The organism is Micromonospora sp. WMMD956 (genome assembly GCF_029626125.1).
Classification (GTDB): Bacteria; Actinomycetota; Actinomycetes; order Mycobacteriales; family Micromonosporaceae; genus Micromonospora; species Micromonospora carbonacea.
Map to the genome: position 1 here is coordinate 748,757 of NZ_JARUBI010000005.1, position 15,575 is coordinate 764,331.

The 15,575-nt window shown below is 73.1% G+C and carries 18 protein-coding genes; 9 read left to right on the top strand and 9 right to left on the bottom strand.

Annotated elements, in window-relative coordinates; genetic code table 11:
• Nucleotides 1-8 precede the first annotated feature (8 nt).
• Nucleotides 9-845, bottom strand: coding sequence for a cytochrome c (locus O7628_RS03480; protein ID WP_074474819.1), 837 nt, complete (start codon nt 843-845; stop codon nt 9-11).
• A 72-nt stretch (nt 846-917) separates the two neighbouring features.
• Nucleotides 918-1,517 carry a heme-copper oxidase subunit III gene (locus tag O7628_RS03485; RefSeq protein WP_043967173.1) on the bottom strand — a complete coding sequence of 200 codons (600 nt, stop codon included), beginning with the start codon at nt 1,515-1,517 and terminating at the stop codon, nt 918-920.
• A gap of 99 nt (nt 1,518-1,616) precedes the next feature.
• On the opposite strand from O7628_RS03485, the gene O7628_RS03490 reads away from it, so the two are divergent.
• The 4 genes from O7628_RS03490 (at nt 1,617) to O7628_RS03505 (ending at nt 4,602) form a co-directional block, all read left to right on the top strand.
• Entirely contained in the window at nt 1,617-2,594 is a 978-nt protein-coding gene (locus O7628_RS03490) for a cytochrome c oxidase assembly protein (RefSeq protein ID WP_278136198.1), read from the top strand.
• A gap of 104 nt (nt 2,595-2,698) precedes the next feature.
• On the top strand, nt 2,699-3,094 hold the full coding sequence (locus O7628_RS03495; RefSeq protein WP_043967169.1) for a hypothetical protein: 396 nt from the start codon (nt 2,699-2,701) through the stop codon (nt 3,092-3,094).
• 122 nt (nt 3,095-3,216) lie between these two features.
• The gene (trpD, locus tag O7628_RS03500) at nt 3,217-4,263 is read left to right on the top strand and encodes an anthranilate phosphoribosyltransferase (RefSeq protein WP_278128276.1); all 1,047 of its coding nucleotides are present in this window, start codon (nt 3,217-3,219) and stop codon (nt 4,261-4,263) included.
• 138 nt (nt 4,264-4,401) lie between these two features.
• A complete protein-coding gene (locus O7628_RS03505; RefSeq protein ID WP_278128278.1) occupies nt 4,402-4,602 on the top strand; it encodes a hypothetical protein in 201 nt (66 codons plus the stop codon).
• 255 nt (nt 4,603-4,857) lie between these two features.
• Here the strand turns inward: O7628_RS03505 and O7628_RS03510 are convergent, their stop codons facing one another.
• Nucleotides 4,858-5,286, bottom strand: a complete 429-nt coding sequence (locus O7628_RS03510) for a cytochrome c oxidase subunit 4 (RefSeq protein WP_074474815.1) — start codon at nt 5,284-5,286, stop codon at nt 4,858-4,860.
• 10 nt (nt 5,287-5,296) lie between these two features.
• Complete coding sequence (gene coxB / locus O7628_RS03515) at nt 5,297-6,268, bottom strand: cytochrome c oxidase subunit II (protein ID WP_178065894.1); 972 nt, start codon at nt 6,266-6,268, stop codon at nt 5,297-5,299.
• 169 nt (nt 6,269-6,437) lie between these two features.
• On the opposite strand from coxB, the gene O7628_RS03520 reads away from it, so the two are divergent.
• Both O7628_RS03520 and O7628_RS03525 read left to right on the top strand, forming a co-directional pair.
• The gene (locus O7628_RS03520; protein WP_178065895.1) at nt 6,438-7,589 is read left to right on the top strand and encodes an aminotransferase class V-fold PLP-dependent enzyme; all 1,152 of its coding nucleotides are present in this window, start codon (nt 6,438-6,440) and stop codon (nt 7,587-7,589) included.
• Between the two features lie 26 nt (nt 7,590-7,615).
• Entirely contained in the window at nt 7,616-7,831 is a 216-nt protein-coding gene (locus tag O7628_RS03525; protein WP_141723770.1) for a sulfurtransferase TusA family protein, read from the top strand.
• Nucleotides 7,832-7,950: 119 nt separating this feature from the next.
• Here the strand turns inward: O7628_RS03525 and O7628_RS03530 are convergent, their stop codons facing one another.
• Both O7628_RS03530 and O7628_RS03535 read right to left on the bottom strand, forming a co-directional pair.
• A complete protein-coding gene (locus O7628_RS03530) occupies nt 7,951-8,172 on the bottom strand; it encodes a DUF397 domain-containing protein (RefSeq protein WP_278128282.1) in 222 nt (73 codons plus the stop codon).
• 14 nt (nt 8,173-8,186) lie between these two features.
• Nucleotides 8,187-9,035: a helix-turn-helix transcriptional regulator gene (locus O7628_RS03535; RefSeq protein WP_278128283.1), complete on the bottom strand. Its 849-nt coding sequence runs from the start codon at nt 9,033-9,035 to the stop codon at nt 8,187-8,189.
• Nucleotides 9,036-9,140: 105 nt separating this feature from the next.
• Between O7628_RS03535 and O7628_RS03540 the strand changes: the two genes are divergently transcribed.
• The gene (locus O7628_RS03540) at nt 9,141-9,521 is read left to right on the top strand and encodes a hypothetical protein (protein ID WP_278128285.1); all 381 of its coding nucleotides are present in this window, start codon (nt 9,141-9,143) and stop codon (nt 9,519-9,521) included.
• 153 nt (nt 9,522-9,674) lie between these two features.
• Here the strand turns inward: O7628_RS03540 and O7628_RS03545 are convergent, their stop codons facing one another.
• From O7628_RS03545 to O7628_RS03555, 3 genes are all read right to left on the bottom strand, one after another.
• Entirely contained in the window at nt 9,675-10,652 is a 978-nt protein-coding gene (locus O7628_RS03545) for a carbohydrate kinase family protein (RefSeq protein WP_278136199.1), read from the bottom strand.
• Nucleotides 10,653-10,940: 288 nt separating this feature from the next.
• Nucleotides 10,941-11,309 (bottom strand): iron-sulfur cluster insertion protein ErpA, encoded by a 369-nt coding sequence (gene erpA, locus O7628_RS03550; protein WP_013735179.1) that lies wholly within the window; start codon nt 11,307-11,309, stop codon nt 10,941-10,943.
• A 193-nt stretch (nt 11,310-11,502) separates the two neighbouring features.
• A complete protein-coding gene (locus O7628_RS03555) occupies nt 11,503-12,663 on the bottom strand; it encodes a glycerate kinase (RefSeq protein ID WP_176734854.1) in 1,161 nt (386 codons plus the stop codon).
• Between the two features lie 72 nt (nt 12,664-12,735).
• Between O7628_RS03555 and nadA the strand changes: the two genes are divergently transcribed.
• Both nadA and murA read left to right on the top strand, forming a co-directional pair.
• Nucleotides 12,736-13,935: a quinolinate synthase NadA gene (nadA, locus tag O7628_RS03560; RefSeq protein WP_278128290.1), complete on the top strand. Its 1,200-nt coding sequence runs from the start codon at nt 12,736-12,738 to the stop codon at nt 13,933-13,935.
• 212 nt (nt 13,936-14,147) lie between these two features.
• On the top strand, nt 14,148-15,503 hold the full coding sequence (murA, locus tag O7628_RS03565) for a UDP-N-acetylglucosamine 1-carboxyvinyltransferase (protein ID WP_074474807.1): 1,356 nt from the start codon (nt 14,148-14,150) through the stop codon (nt 15,501-15,503).
• Nucleotides 15,504-15,575: the final 72 nt, after the last annotated feature.

Consider the following 15,575-nt stretch of genomic DNA (forward strand, 5'->3'; position numbering starts at 1 on the left):
CCGCTCGGTCACGACTTGCCCGCGATCCACAGGCTGGCGAAGACGAGCGCGACGATGCCGATCAGGAAGATCGCCAGCCCCTCGGTGGACGGCCCGTACCGGCCGAGGTTGAAGCCACCCTGGTCCTGGTCGTGCTTCAGGGTGTCCTGGATGTAGGCGATGATGTCCGCCTTCTGCTCCGGGGTGATCTGGTTGTCGCCGAACACCGGCATGTTCTGCGGGCCGCTGAGCATTGCGGCGTAGATCTGGCGGTCGCTGGCCGGGCGCAGGCTCGGCGCGTACTTGCCGGAGGAGAGCGCGCCGCCGCCGCCACCGAAGGCGTGGCACTGCGAGCAGTTGATCCGGAACAGCTCGCCGCCGGTGGCCAGGTTGGCGCCCTCGCGCAGGTCGCCCTCGGGGACCTGCGGACCCCCGCCGAGCTCCTGGACGTACTGGCCGAGCTGGCGGACCTGCTCGTCGGTGAAAACCGGCGGCTTGCGCATGGCCTGCGCCTCCTGCCGGGCCATCGGCATCCGGCCGGAGCTCACCTGGAACTCGACGGAGGCCGAGCCGACCCCGATCAGGCTCGGGCCACGACCCTCGACACCCTGCGCGTTACGGCCGTGGCAGGTCACGCAGCTCACGTCGAACAGCGCCTTGCCCTCGGCGGCGGCGCCGGTGAGCGGCGGGTTTTCCTGCGCCTGCACGCCGGGGGCGAAAACGGTGTAGGCGCCGCCGGCCAGCGTGAGCGCGGCGATCAGGCGGACCGCGGCGCCCAGCCGGCGGCGGCCCCTGCTGCGCGCTGCGGACCGCTCGCCGCGCAACCGCGCGAGCAGACCGCGTCGGCGGTCGTTGTCAGAAGTCATGACCTGTGTCCTTAACCGGTGGGACCTTGTCTCAGAGGACGGGGCAGCGGCGCGGTTTGTGACGCGCCAAGATCACTGAAGCCAGTAGATCATGGCGTAGAGGCCGATCCACACGACGTCGACGAAGTGCCAGTAGTACGACACGACGATCGCCGACGTGGCCTGTGCCGGGGTGAACCGGCCCATGGTCGTGCGGACCATGAAGATGATGAAGGCGACCAGGCCGCCGGTCACGTGCAGGCCGTGGAAGCCGGTGGTCAGGTAGAACATCGACCCGTACCCGTCCGCGTTGATCTTCACGCCCTCGTGCACCAGGGTCACGTACTCGTTCAGCTGACCGAGCACGAAGATCAGACCCATCACGAAGGTGATCGTGAACCAGCGCCGCAGGGCGTGGACGTCACCCTTCTCGGCGGCGAACACCCCGAGCTGGCAGGTCACCGAGGACAGCACCAGGATCACCGTGAAGGTGGTCGCGTACGGGATGTTGAGGTGCTCGGTGTGCTTCGCCCACTGCTCCGGCGCCGCCGCGCGGATGGAGAAGTACATCGCGAACAGCGCCGCGAAGAACATGAGTTCGCTGGAGAGCCACACGATCGTCCCGACGCTGACCATGTTGGGCCGCGTCAGGGAGTGGATCCGGCTCTTGTCAATGGCTGGGGCCGCAGTCACGCGGTCATTATTGCCCCTGACCACGGCCGGCGATCAGCGGGGGGCCAAACCCGTGGCGTCGGTGGCCCGATCGTGGCGGTCCGGTTCGCCTGGCCTAGCCTGAAACGCGTGCAGCACGTCGCTCAGATCCTCGCCGCCACCTCGGCGGTCGCCGCGCCCGGGGCGCTCGCGGCCGGCGGGGACCCGCTGCCGCCGCCGTTCACCGTGGCCCGCGTGTTCACCGAGACCCGGCTGGACAGCTGGCTGGCCCTCGGGCTGGTGCTCGCCGCCGGGCTCTACCTCTACGGGGTCTACCGGCTGCGGCTGCGCGGGGACCGCTGGCCGGTCTCCCGCACCGTCTTCTTCCTCGGCCCCGGCCTCGGCGGCATCGCGGCGGTCACCGTCAGCGGCCTGCACGCGTACGACACCGCGCTGCTGTCGGTGCACATGGTGCAGCACATGGTGCTGTCGATGGTCTCCCCCATCTTCCTGGCCCTCGGCGCGCCGGTCACCCTGGCGCTGCGCACCCTGCCGGTCGGGCCGCGCAAGCGGCTGCTGGCGATCGTGCACAGCCGCGTCGCCCGGGTCTACACGTTCCCGCTGGTGGCGTTCGCCATCTTCGTGGTGAACCCGTTCGCGCTCTACTTCAGCGACCTCTACCGCTACACCCTCGAACACGCCTGGGCGCACGAGCTGGTGCACGCGCACTTCATCATGACCGGCTGCGTGTTCTTCTGGCCGCTGCTCGGGCTCGACCCGCTGCCGGGGCGCTGGCCGTACCCGGCGCGGGCGCTGCTGATGGTGCTGTCGGTGCCGTTCCACACCGTGCTCGGGCTCACGATCATGCAGAGCACCACGCTGTTCGGCGGCGACTGGTACCCGTCGCTCGGCCTTACCTGGTCCGACCCCGCCGCCGACCAGGTGGTCGCCGGGGGCATCCTGTGGGCCGGCGGCGAGTTCGTCAGCGTGACGATGCTCGCGGTCCTGGTGGTGCAGTGGGTGCGCCAGTCGGAGCGGGAGGCCCGCCGGCTCGACCGCGAGCTGGACCGCCAGGAGGCCCGCGAGCGCGCCGACCAGGCCGCGCAGTCCTCGGCCTGACCAGCGGATTCCGGTACGACCACCGGCCCGCCCGGGCAGGACATCGGCTGCCCGGCGGTGGCGGGTACGATGCTCGGCAGCTACGAGGTGGGAGTCAGCCAGCGATGAGCGATCGTCTTTGCACCGTCCTGCTCTACAGCGACGACCCGCAGGTCCGTGACCGGATGCGGCTGGCCGTCGGCACCCGCCCGGCCCCCGGGCTGCGCGTCGAGTTCGTCGACGCCTCCGACTACGCCGGGTGCGTGCGGCTGGTCGACGAGTACGAGATCGACCTGATGCTGCTCGACGGCGAGGCGAGCCCCGGCGGCGGCCTCGGCATCGCCCGGCAGATCAAGGACGACCGGGACGACGCTCCCCCGACCTGCCTGGTGATCGCCCGCGCCGCCGACCGCTGGCTGGCCGCGTACGCCGAGGTCGACGCCACCCTCGTGCACCCGCTCGACCCGGTGACCACCGGCGCCACCGTGGCCGAGCTGCTGCGCAGCCACGCCCCCGCCTGAGTCGCCCCCACCCGGGTCGCCCCGGCCCGCACGCCACCGGCGTCGCCGGCCCTGTCGTGCCGGCCCGCGCCCCGGGCGGCACCCGTCCCTCCGCACCCCCACGCCCGCTCGGGAGGCCCGCCATGGGCGAACGGAACTGGCCGCACCTGCTCGGCGCGCTGCTGCGCGGGGAGGAACTCACCACCGCGGACACCGCCTGGGCGATGGGCGAGATCATGTCCGGCTCGGCGGCGCCGGCCCAGATCGCCGGCTTCGCCGTCGCGCTGCGGGCCAAGGGCGAGACGCCGGCCGAGGTCGCCGGGCTGGTCGAGGCGATGCTCGGCGAGGCGGTCCCGGTCGAGCTGCCGGAGGAGCTGCGGTCGTCGGCGCTCGACGTGGTCGGCACCGGCGGTGACCTCGCCCACACCGTGAACATCTCCACCATGGCCGCTCTCGTGGTGGCCGGCGCGGGCGTCCGCGTGGTCAAGCACGGCAACCGCGCCGCGTCGTCGTCCTGCGGCACCGCCGACCTGCTGGAGTTCCTGGGCGTGCCGCTGGACCTGACCCCGGAGGGGGTGGCCCGCTGCGTGACCGAGGCCGGCATCGGCTTCTGCTTCGCCGGGCGGTTCCACCCTGGCATGCGGCACACCGGCCCCGTCCGGCGCGAGCTGGGCGTCCCGACGTTCTTCAACTTCCTCGGCCCGCTGACCAACCCGGCCCGGCCCCGGGCCGGCGCGGTCGGCTGCTTCGACCCGCGGATGGCACCGGTGATGGCCGCCGTCTTCGCCGCCCGGGGCGACTCGGTGCTGGTGCTGCGCGGCGAGGACGGCCTCGACGAGTTCACCACCGCCGCGCCGACCCGGGTCTGGGCGGCCCAGGGCGGCACCGTGCGGGAGGCGCTGCTCGACTCGGCGGACCTCGGGGTGCCCCGGGTGACCCTCGCCGACCTGCGGGGCGGTGACGCGGCGTACAACGCCGGGGTGGCCCGTCGGCTGCTGGCCGGCGAGGCGGGCCCGGTCCGCGACGCGGTGCTGGTCAACGCCGCCGCCGCGCTGGCCACCCAGGGGCCGCTGGGCGGCGACCTGACCGAGGCGCTGCGCGCCGGGATGGCCCGCGCCGCCGCGTCGATCGACTCCGGGGCCGCCGCGGCGGTGCTGGACCGCTGGGTCGAGGTGGCCCGCTCCGCCTGAGCCGGCCGCCTGAGCCGGCCGCCTCGGCCGCTCCGCCGACGCGAGCGCCGTTCGGCCCGCCCCTGGCGGGAATTGTCGGACTCTCATGGGAAACTACAGCCGAGTGATTCTCGCGCCCCGGCCAGGAGAGGAGACGCCGTGTCCGACCGCGAGCTCCACTGCGACACCTGCGAGGGCGTGCGGCCGTTCGAGACCCCGCCGTGCGCCGACGGCCACGGCGTCGACTGCCCGGAGCTGGTCTGCACCGGCTGCGGCACGGCGCTGCTGATCGCCACGTTCACGTTCCCGGCGACCCGGCTCGCCACCGGCACCGCCCACGCCCACCGCCGCGCGGCCTGAGCCGATCTGGCCGACAGCCGGGCCGGCGGGCTGGCCAGCCGAGGGCCGGGCCGGCATGTCGGCGACATGGCGGTAACCGGGCCCCGCTGACACCGCCATGTCGCCGACATGGAGTCGATCAGCGGTCCGACCACACGCGATCATCGGTCCGACCACACGCCGCGCAGTGTCCTCTCGCCCCGGCCGGTCCTCGACGCGGCGAAGCCCGCGCCCCCTCACCGGGGGCGCGGGCTTCTTCCGTAAGCCGGCGGGTGCTCAGTGCTCGGCGGTGCGCCGGGTGCCGCTGTAGTACTCGAAGAGCAGGCCGCAGGCGGCGAAGACGACCGCCACCAGACCCAGGCCCAGCAGCCAGAACTGCCAGAAGACCAGGCCCAGGCCGGCGAGCGCGGCGGCCAGCGCCAGCCCGAACGGCCAGTAGCTGCCCGGGCTGAAGAAGCCGATCTCGCCCGCGCCGTCGGCGATCTCGCCGTCGGGCCGGTCCTCCGGGCGCAGGTCGATGCGGCGGGAGACGAACCAGAAGAAGCCGCCGCACATCGAGCAGAGCAGGAACGACAGCAGCAGCGCCACGGTGCCGACCCACTCGACCTGGCCGCCGGAGTCGCCGTACGTCCAGGCGCCGTAGAGGATCGTCGCGCCGAAGAGGAACCCGGCGATGATCAGGAAGATACGCCACTCGGTCTTCATGCCCGCTCCCTCAGCTTCCCGTGCCGGCCGCGACGTCGTCGGGGTTGAAGTTGGCCGTGTTGCGCCGCGTGTCGAACGGCTTGGTCGTGCTGGCGTACGGGTCCTCGCCGATGGCGGTGAGCGCCTCCTGCGTCGACTTGCCGTCGCGCTTGGCGGCAAGGAACTGGTCGTACTGCTGCGGGGAGACGACGCGCAGCTCGAAGTTCATGAAGGCGTGGTAGCTGCCGCACAGCTCGGCGCAGCGGCCCACGTAGGCGCCCTCGGCGTCGAGGCTGGAGACCTCGAAGACGTTGCGGATGTTGCCGGGCATGACGTCCCGCTTGAACAGCATCTCCGGCACCCAGAAGGAGTGCACGACGTCCTTGCTGGTCTCCTCGAACCGGATGGACCGGCCGGTCGGCAGGACCAGGATCGGGATGACCTCGCTGGTGCCGAGCACCGACGCCACGGTGTTGGCGTCCTTGCCCTGGCCGTCGCGGTAGTTGAACTGCCAGTTCCACTTGAAGGCGACGATCTCGACGGTGACGTCCGGGTTCTTCGTCGTGCGCACCACGTCGGTCTGCACGACCGCCGTGTAGTAGAAGAGGACCGACACGATCAGGATCGGGGCGATCGTGTAGAGGAACTCCATCGGCAGGTTGTAGCGGGTCTGCACCGGCAGCTCGTTGCCCCGCTTGCGGTAGCGCACGACGCACCAGAAGATCAGGCCCCAGACGAACACGCCGACCGCGAGCGCCGCGATGCAGGACGCGATCCACAGGTCGTACATGCGGTTCGCCTCGGGCGTGATCCCGCCCTGCGGCCAGCCGAAGCCGCCGAACGTCTTGCCGACGTCGCAGCCCGTGAGCGAGACCAGCAGCGCCGCGCCGCCGAGGCCGAGCCCGGCGAGCCGACCAGCGCCACGCCGGCGGCGTCCACCGGCTCCCGGAGAAGCGCTGTGCCGTACGGCCGGGGGCCGTACCTCCGAACTCCTTGCGACCACCTGGTCCTGCCTCCCTAGCGCGCCGTGGCGGTTGGTTGTCCCCGTACCAGCGGCAAAGGCGTCACCGACGGTCGCAGATTACTCGACCATGACGGGCAGAGCCGTGTTGGGGTGGCCGTACGCCCCCTTCGGGGGGATCGTCGGCGCGCCGGCGCGATAGCGTCGGGCCGTGAGCGCATCCCCGGTCTACCTGGACGCGGCCACCGCCGCCCCGCCGCACCCGGTCGCCCGGCAGGCGCTGCTGGCCGCCCTCGACGACGGCTGGGCGGACCCGGCCCGGCTCTACGGCCAGGCCCGCCGGGCCCGCCAGCTCCTCGACGCCGCCCGGGAGGCCGCCGCGGCGACGCTCGGCGTCCGCGCCGACGAGCTGTCCTTCACCCCCAGCGGTACGGCGGCGGCGCACTCGGCGGTGCTCGGTGGCCTGGTCGGGCGGCGACGGGTGGGCGCGACGCTGGTGCACTCGGCGATCGAGCACTCGGCCGTGTTGCACGCCGCGCAGCGGCACGTGGCCGGCGGCGGCAGCGCCGTGTCGGTGCCGGTGGACCGGCTCGGCCGGCTCGACCTCGACGCGTTCGCCGCCGCGGTCCGCGCGCCGGGGGTGGCCCTCGCGGCGCTGATCGGGGCCAGCCACGAGGTCGGCACGGTGCAGCCGGTCGCTCCGGCCGCCGCCGCGTGCGCCGCCGCCGGGGTGCCGCTGTACGTCGACGCGGCGCAGCTCGTGGGCCGGGCACCGGTGCCGGCGGGCTGGTCGGTGCTGACCGCCAGCGCGCACAAGTGGGGCGGGCCGCCGGGCGTCGGGCTGCTGGTGGTGCGCAAGGGCACCCGCTGGGAGTCGCCGTGGCCGGCGGACGAGCGGGAGTCGGGGCGTACCCCCGGGGTGGTGAACCTGCCGGCGGTCGTGGCGGCGGCGGCGAGCCTGCGCGCGGCGGCGGCCGACGCGGCGGCCGAGGCGGCCCGGTTGTCGCCGCTGGTGGACCGGATCCGGGCCCGGGTGGCGGCGGAGGTGCCCGACGTCGAGGTGGTCGGCGACCCGGTGGACCGGCTGCCGCACCTGGTCACGTTCTCCTGCCTGTACGTCGACGGGGAGGCGCTGCTGCACGCGCTGGACCGGCGGGGCTTCGCGGTCTCCTCCGGCTCGTCGTGCACGTCGTCGACGCTGCGCCCGTCGCACGTGCTGGAGGCGATGGGGGTGCTGTCGCACGGCAACGTGCGGGTCTCGCTGCACCGGGAGACGACGGTCGCCGACGTGGAGCGGTTCCTCGCCGAGCTGCCCGGGATCGTCGCGGGGCTGCGCGCCGAGGCGGGGGTGGTGGGGCTGTGAGCGGGCCGGTTGGGGGGACCGGGCCGGTGGAGGTGCTGGACTGCCGGGGGCAGCGGTGCCCGCTGCCGGTGATCAGGCTGGCCCGGCGGCTGCCGGAGCTGCCGGTCGGCGCGGTGCTGCGGGTGCTCGCCGACGACCCGGCGGCGGCCGTGGACATCCCGGCGTGGTGTCGGATGCGCGGCCAGGAGTTCGTCGCCGCCCACGCCGAGGGGCCGGGCTACGACGTGCGCCGCGTCGGTTGAGCCGCGTCGGTTGAGCCGCCTCGCGGCGACGCCGCTGGGCGGGTGCGGAGCACAACGCCTGATCGTCTGCGGCTGACCGGCACCCGCCTCGGCGTGTCGCGCCGGTCAGCCGCAGACGATCACGAGACCGGGCGCAGCCGGGTGAGGGTGCCGGCCGTGGTCGCCGTGACGAACGCCGTCCACTGGTGGGACGGGAAGACGAGCGTCGGGCCGGACGGGTCCTTGCTGTCCCGCACCGCCATCACGCCGGGCAGCACGGCGCACTCCACGCAGTCGCCGTTGTTGGCGCTGCGGCTGCTGGTGAACCAGCGGGCGGCGGCGAGGTCGGGGGTGGTGGGCATGGCGGCCTCCAGGGCTATGACGCGCCGGCCAGCTCCCTGATCAACGCGCGCGACTCGGCGGGTGAGAGGGCGACCTGGCGCAGGTTGTCGGCCACCATGCTATAGGTCCGCACGCCGTCCGGGTCCTGCACGTACATCGCCCCGTCCAGCACCTCCGTGTAGGCGATCGGCCGCACGTTGGCGAAGTCCAGCAGGACGAACTTGCCCAGCGGCGTCGCCGCGTGCGGTCCGTCCTCGGGGCGGAGCACCTGCACGGTCACGTTCGGCAGCTCGGACATGGCGGCCAGGTGCGCGAGCTGCGCCCGCCGGGTGGCGTCGCCGTTGACCCGCAGCCGCAGCGCCGCCTCGCCGATCACCGCCTGCAGGGTGAGCGGCTCGTCGTCGGTGAGCCGCCGGGCGCGGGCCTGCCGGAAGGACACGAACCGCTCGGCGTGGTCGGGTCGGACGAAGCCGGTGCCCAGGGTCAGCGCCTGGGCGTACTCCTCGGTCTGGAGCAGGCCGGGGATGACCATGGACTCGAACACGAACGCGCCGTCGGCCAGCCCCTCCAGGCCGACGTACGTCTTGAACCAGTCCGGCATCACGGCGGCCCAGGGCGCCCACCAGGTCTTGGCGTCGGAGCGGTTGGCGAGCGAGGTGAGCCGTTCGATGGCCGCCCCGTCCGCGCCGCAGGCCCGCAGCACGGTCGCGATGTCCTCGGGAAACTGCTGGTAGCGGCCGGTCTCCATGTGGCCGAGCTTCGGCTTGCCGATCCCGGTGCTGGCTGCCAGCTCGGTCAGCGTCATCGGCGCCTCACGCCGGTAGCGGTTGAGCTCGGCCCCGATCAACCAGCGCAGCGCCGAGGGATCCGTTCGCGTGCCCATGCATTGCCTCCATGCTCGTGTACCGACAAGAACATCATGCCGTCGCTACTTCCATCGAGCAAGGATCCACGCTATACGTATAGCAACTGACTTTTGGAGGTGGCCATGCCTGATCCGACGCTCGCACCGCTCGGCACGCCCAGCGAACCGCCGCCCGTCGCATCGCCCGGCACGCCTATCGAACCGCCCGGCAGGCCCATCCCACCGCTCGGCACGCCCGAGGAGTTCCACCGGATGCTGGTCGAGCTGGTGGAAGAGTTCGCGCCCCGCCGGTTCGCGATCTGCGAGGAGCACGGCGACCGGATCGACGGCGAGGTCGTCGCCTGGGGCATGGCGTTCGACGAGTGCGCCCTGCTGCGCTGCGACGATCAGAGCGCGACCGGGCACTTCACGAGTGCCGAGAGCGCGCTGCGGCTCTTCGCCCGCACCGGCCGTCGGCTGCGCCTGATCTGGATCGACGCCGCGCCACGAGCCACGAGCCCTTGAGCCGCCCCACGGCGACGCGCCAGCCCTGAGCCACCCCGCGGCGACGCCGCCGGATGCGAAGCGCAGCGTCTGATCGTCTGCGCCGCACCGGCACGACACGCCGGGGCGGTTGCCGGTGCGGCGCAGACGATCACTACCGCTACGGCAGCACCCCTACGGGAGGAGGTGGGGGCGGATGTCGCCGGCCGCCTGGTCGCCGTAGGACTCCGCCAGGCGCTTGACGAACACGTCGGGGCGCACCTCGTATTCCTGGGTGCCGACCGTCTCCAGCACCAGCGTGGCCAGCAGGGAGCCGACCTGGGCGGCGCGCTCCAGGCCCAGCCCCCAGGAGAGGGCGGCGAAGAAGCCGGCCCGGAAGCCGTCGCCGACACCCGTCGGGTCGACGGCCTGCGCCTCGCGCGCGATCGGCACGTGGATCGTGTCGAAGCCCCGGCCCGCGATCTCCACCCCGTTGCTGCCCAGCGTGGTCACCCGGATCTTCACCCGGTCCAGCAGCTGCGCGTCGCTCAGACCCGCCTTGCTCTGGAGCAGCGACTTCTCGTACTCGTTGGTCATGAGGTAGTCGGCGCCGTCGATGAGCCCCACCACGTCGGAGCCGTCCATGCGGGCGAGCTGCTGCGACGGGTCGGCGACGAAGGCGTACCCCCGGTCGCGGCACTCGGCGGAGTGCCGCAGCATCGCGTCGGGGTCGTTGGCGCCCACCAGGACGAGGTCGAGCCCGCCGAGCCGCTGCGCGACCGGGGCCAGCTCGATGTTGCGCGCCTCGCTCATCGCCCCCGCGTAGAAGGAGGCGATCTGGCACATGTCCGTGTCGGTGGTGCAGACGAAGCGGGCCGTGTGCGCCACCTCGCTGACGTGCACGGACTCGCAGTCGACGCCGTGGCGCTCCAGCCACGAGCGGTAGTCGGCGAAGTCCGCGCCGACCGCGCCGAGCAGGATCGGGCGCAGGCCGAGCTGGCCCATGCCGAAGGCGATGTTGGCGGCCACCCCGCCGCGACGCAGCACCAGGTCGTCCACCAGGAAGGACAGCGAGACCTTGTCGAGCTGGTCGGCGATGAGCTGGTCGGCGAACCGGCCGGGGAAGCTCATCAGGTGGTCGGTCGCGATCGAGCCGGTCACGGCGATCTTCATGTCAACCCTCGCGGTCGGGAGCACGGCGCGGGTCAGCCTACCGGTCCGCCCGGTGTCGTGGTCGGGGGTCGAACGGGCGGCGGTCACCTTCCGCTCACCTTTCCGTCACCCTGCGCGGAGCCGGGACGGATCCGTGCCGGTCACGCCCGTGGCCGGAAGACACGGACGGTAGGGCCGCGCGGAAAAACGGACGGCGGGGCCACCCCGTCCCGGGGCGGCCCCGCCGTTGCCGGACGAGCGGGCCCCAGCCGGAGGTGGCCAGGCCGACCGGCTGAGGTCAGGCGGGACTCAGCTGAACGAGTCGCCGCAGGCGCAGGAGTTGCCCGCGTTGGGGTTGTCGATCGTGAAGCCCTGGGCGTCGATCCGGTCGGCGAAGTCGATCGTGGCGCCGGCCAGGTAGGGGGCGCTCATCCGGTCGACGACGACCTCGACGCCGTCGTAGTCGGTGACGACGTCACCGTCGAGCGAACGCTCGTCGAAGAAGAGCTGGTACCGCAGGCCGGAGCAGCCGCCCGGCTGCACCGCCACCCGGAGCCGCAGGTCGTCGCGGCCCTCCTGCTCGATCAGGGCCTTGACCTTCTGCGCCGCGACGTCGGTGAGGACGACGGAAGTAGGGGCCTTGGCCTCGGTCGACTCGGTCTGCGCTGGCGTGGTCACGTGGAAATCTCCCTGCGCGGTCTGGGTCTGGACGCACTGGCCAACGTCGTCCGTCGCCCAGTGATTCCCGATGTGTTCGCAGATCCGATGGTACGCCGCCCCCGCCGGGACCACCCGGTCGACGTGACCGGGGCCCCAGGCCGGGCCTGCCCGGCGGCGGGCCGGCCCCGGGCGGCGGGCACGCTGCGGGCGCTCAGCGGCTCCACTGGCGGGCCAGCCGCGCGCCGAGCTGGCGCAGCCCCTCCGCCGGGCGGCTCAGCGCCGCGTCGAGCCCGCCCCGCTCCTCGCCGCCGAAGTGCTCCACCAGGCTGTACGCGTCGGTGACGCCCGCCGAGGCGGCCTCGCGCCGCCCGGTGCTCACCTGCCCCGCCAGCACCACGCAGGGCACCCCCCGGTCCCGGGCGGCCCCGGCCACCCCGGCCACGACCTTGCCGCGCAGCGACTGGTGGTCGAAGGAGCCCTCCCCGGTGATCACCAGGTCGGCGGCGTCGAGCGCGGCGGGCAGGCCGATGGCCTCGGTGACCAGGCCGATGCCGGAGGCGCACCGGCCGCCGAGGGCGAGGATCGCCGCGCCGAGGCCCCCGGCCGCTCCCCCGCCGGGCAGCGCGCCGAGGCCGGGCGGGCACCCCGGCAGGTCCTTTTCGAGTACGCCCGCGAAGCGCTCCAGCGCGGCGTCGAGCAGCAGCACGTCCTCGCGGGTGGCGCCCTTCTGCGGGCCGTAGACGTTGCTGGCCCCGTGCAGCCCGAGCAGGGGGTTGTCGACGTCGGTGGCGGCGACGAGGGTGGCCCCGCGCAGCCGGGGCGCGCCGTCGAGCCCGGCGACCGCCGCCAGCGCCGCCCCGCCGTACGGCAGGGCCCGGCCGGCCCCGTCGAGCGGGGTGACGCCCAGCGCGGTCAGCAGCCCGGCCCCGCCGTCGTTGGTGCCGGATCCGCCCAGCCCGACCACCACCGTGCGGGCCCCGTGCTCCACGGCGGCGGTGACCAGCGCACCCAGCCCGTACGAGGTGGTGGCCTTCGGGTCGCGCTCGGCGGCGGCGAGCAGGTGCAGCCCGCACGCCTGGGCGCTCTCCAGGTAGGCCGTGCCGTCGTCGGTGACCAGGATCTCACCGTCGGTGGGGCGACCGAGCGGGTCGACGGTCGGCACCGGCACCCGACGCCCGCCGAGGGCCTCCGCGAGCACGGCCACGAACCCGGGCCCGCCGTCGGCGAGGGGACGGATGAGCAGGTCGTCGCCGTCGGCCACCTCCCGCCAGCCCTCGGCCACGGCGGCGGCGACCTCCTGGGCGGGCAGCGTTCCGGCGAACTTGTCGGGGCAGAGCAGCACGCGCATGCCGAGCAGTGTGGCAGGCCACATCGGCGCTGGGCAGTGTGGCAGCACACACCGGCGCGGGCTGCCTTGTCGCCCGGCTGTGGAACCATGAGTGGCGTGACTTCGACCTGGGTGGAACCCTCCAACACCGCGACGGCCCTGCTGCTGCTCGGCCGTGGCAGCGACCCCGCCACCGAGCGTGGCGTGGAGTGTCCGGGCGACCTGCCGGCGCCCAGCGACCCCGACCTGGTGGCGCGGGCCGCGGCGGCCAAGGCGAAGCTGGGTGACAAGGTCTTCGTGCTGGGCCACCACTACCAGCGCGACGAGGTGATCCAGTTCGCCGACGTGACCGGCGACTCGTTCAAGCTGGCCCGCGAGGCGGCGGCCCGGCCGGACGCGGAATACATCGTCTTCTGCGGCGTGCACTTCATGGCCGAGAGCGCCGACATCCTCACCTCCGAGCGGCAGCGGGTGGTCCTGCCCGACCTGGCCGCCGGCTGCTCGATGGCGGACATGGCCGTGCTGACCCAGGTGGAGTCCGCCTGGGACACGCTGACCGAGCTGGGCGTCGCGGCGCAGACGGTCCCGGTGACCTACATGAACTCGTCGGCGGACATCAAGGGCTTCGTCGGCCGCAACGGCGGCGTGGTGTGCACCTCGTCGAACGCGAAGCGGGCGCTGGACTGGGCGTTCGAGCAGGGGTCGAAGGTGCTGTTCCTGCCCGACCAGCACCTCGGCCGCAACACCGCCGTGCTGGAGCTGGGGCTGTCGCTGGACGACTGCGTCCTCTACGACCCGCACAAGCCTGGCGGCGGGCTGACCCCGGAGCAGCTGCGCGACGCGAAGATGATCCTGTGGCGCGGGCACTGCTCGGTGCACGGCCGGTTCACCCTCGACAGCGTCGAGGACGTGCGGGCGCGGGTGCCGGGGGTCAACGTGCTGGTGCACCCGGAGTGCCGGCACGAGGTGGTCACCGCCGCCGACTACGTGGGCTCGACCGAATACATCATCCGGGCCATCGAGGCGGCCCCGGCCGGCTCGGCGTGGGCGGTCGGCACCGAGCTGAACCTGGTGCGCCGGCTGGCGCTGGCCCACCCCGACAAGCAGATCATGTTCCTGGACAAGGCGGTCTGCTACTGCTCCACGATGAACCGGATCGATCTGCCGCACCTGGTGTGGGCCCTGGAGGAGCTGGTGGCGGGCCGGGTGGTCAACCAGATCACCGTGGACGCCGACACCGCGCACCACGCCCGGGTGGCGCTGGACCGAATGCTCGCCCTCCCCGGCGCGGACACCCCGCCCCCGGCGAGCACCTGACCACCCTGAGTGACCGGTCCAGCACCTTATGGTGCCGGAAGCGCCGATTCGTTCCCTCCGGCGCACGGTGACCGTCTCCATTTTCGTCACCGAGGGCTATGCTGCCGGGGCGACGACACACGCGCCCGTTTTCATCCGGCCGCATCACGGGTAACCCCCATATCGCCCGCATCACCATCAACTACGGCAGCACCGACGCGCTGGAGGTTGCGTTGACCGACGACGTCCTGGTCGTACACGGAGGCACTCCGCTCGAAGGGCGGATCCGCGTGCGCGGCGCGAAGAACCTGGTTTCCAAGGCGATGGTCGCCGCCCTGCTGGGCGACAGCCCCAGCCGGCTGTTCGACGTGCCGCGGATCCGCGACGTCGAGGTCGTGCGGGGGCTGCTCGGCCTGCACGGGGTCAAGGTCACCGACGGCGCCGAGGACGGTGAGCTGGTCTTCGACCCGGCCAACGTCGAGAGCGCCAGCACCGACCAGATCAACGTGCACGCCGGCTCCAGCCGCATCCCGATCCTGTTCTGCGGGCCGCTGCTGCACCGGCTCGGCCACGCGTTCATCCCCGACCTGGGTGGCTGCCACATCGGGCCGCGCCCGATCGACTTCCACCTCCAGGCGCTGCGCGAGTTCGGCGCCACGGTCGACAAGACCCCGGAGGGCCTGCACCTGTCGGCCCCCAACGGGCTGCACGGCACCAAGTTCGCGCTGCCGTACCCGAGCGTGGGCGCGACCGAGCAGGTGCTGCTCACCGCCGTGATGGCCGAGGGCGTCACCGAGCTGCGCAACGCCGCCGTCGAGCCGGAGATCATCGACCTGATCTGCATCCTGCAGAAGATGGGCGCGATCATCAAGGTGCACACCGACCGGGTGATCGAGATCCAGGGCGTGCCGAAGCTGCACGGCTACACCCACCGGCCGATCCCGGACCGGATCGAGGCGGCGAGCTGGGCGGCGGCGGCGCTGGCCACCCGCGGCCACGTCGAGGTGCTCGGCGCGCAGCAGGCCGACATGATGACGTTCCTCAACATCTTCCGCTCCGTCGGCGGCGAGTACGAGGTGACCGACGCCCGGCCGCCGAAGCTGGGCGACCCAGGCCAGGAGGGCGGCATCCGGTTCTGGCACCCGGGCGGCGAGCTGAACGCCGTGGCGCTGGAGACCGACGTGCACCCGGGCTTCATGACCGACTGGCAGCAGCCCCTCGTCGTGGCGCTGACCCAGGCCCGGGGCCTGTCGATCGTCCACGAGACGGTCTACGAGCAGCGGCTCGGCTACACCGAGGCGCTCAACACGATGGGCGCGAACATCCAGGTCTACCGCGACTGCCTCGGCGGCACCCCGTGCCGGTTCGGCCGGCGCAACTTCAAGCACTCCGCCGTGATCGCCGGCCCGAGCAAGCTGCACGCCGCCGACCTGGTCATCCCGGACCTGCGCGCCGGGTTCAGCCACCTGATCGCCGCGCTCGCCGCCGAGGGCACCTCCCGGGTGTACGGCGTCGACCTGATCAACCGCGGCTACGAGGACTTCGAGGCGAAGCTGGCCGACCTGGGCGCCCACACCGAGCGCCCGTAGCCTCACCCGCAGTAATCCTGCTCACGTCCGCCCGCGCCCGGTGCACCGCGATGTGCACCGGGCGCGGGCGTT

Coding starts and splice junctions, on each gene's coding strand:
- O7628_RS03480 (WP_074474819.1), bottom strand. CDS start 845: ATGACTTCTGACAACGACCGCCGACGCGGTCTGCTCGCGCGGTTGCGC.
- O7628_RS03495 (WP_043967169.1), top strand. CDS start 2,699: ATGAGCGATCGTCTTTGCACCGTCCTGCTCTACAGCGACGACCCGCAG.
- trpD (WP_278128276.1), top strand. CDS start 3,217: ATGGGCGAACGGAACTGGCCGCACCTGCTCGGCGCGCTGCTGCGCGGG.
- O7628_RS03510 (WP_074474815.1), bottom strand. CDS start 5,286: ATGAAGACCGAGTGGCGTATCTTCCTGATCATCGCCGGGTTCCTCTTC.
- O7628_RS03530 (WP_278128282.1), bottom strand. CDS start 8,172: ATGCCCACCACCCCCGACCTCGCCGCCGCCCGCTGGTTCACCAGCAGC.
- O7628_RS03535 (WP_278128283.1), bottom strand. CDS start 9,035: ATGGGCACGCGAACGGATCCCTCGGCGCTGCGCTGGTTGATCGGGGCC.
- O7628_RS03540 (WP_278128285.1), top strand. CDS start 9,141: ATGCCTGATCCGACGCTCGCACCGCTCGGCACGCCCAGCGAACCGCCG.
- O7628_RS03545 (WP_278136199.1), bottom strand. CDS start 10,652: ATGAAGATCGCCGTGACCGGCTCGATCGCGACCGACCACCTGATGAGC.
- O7628_RS03555 (WP_176734854.1), bottom strand. CDS start 12,663: ATGTGGCCTGCCACACTGCTCGGCATGCGCGTGCTGCTCTGCCCCGAC.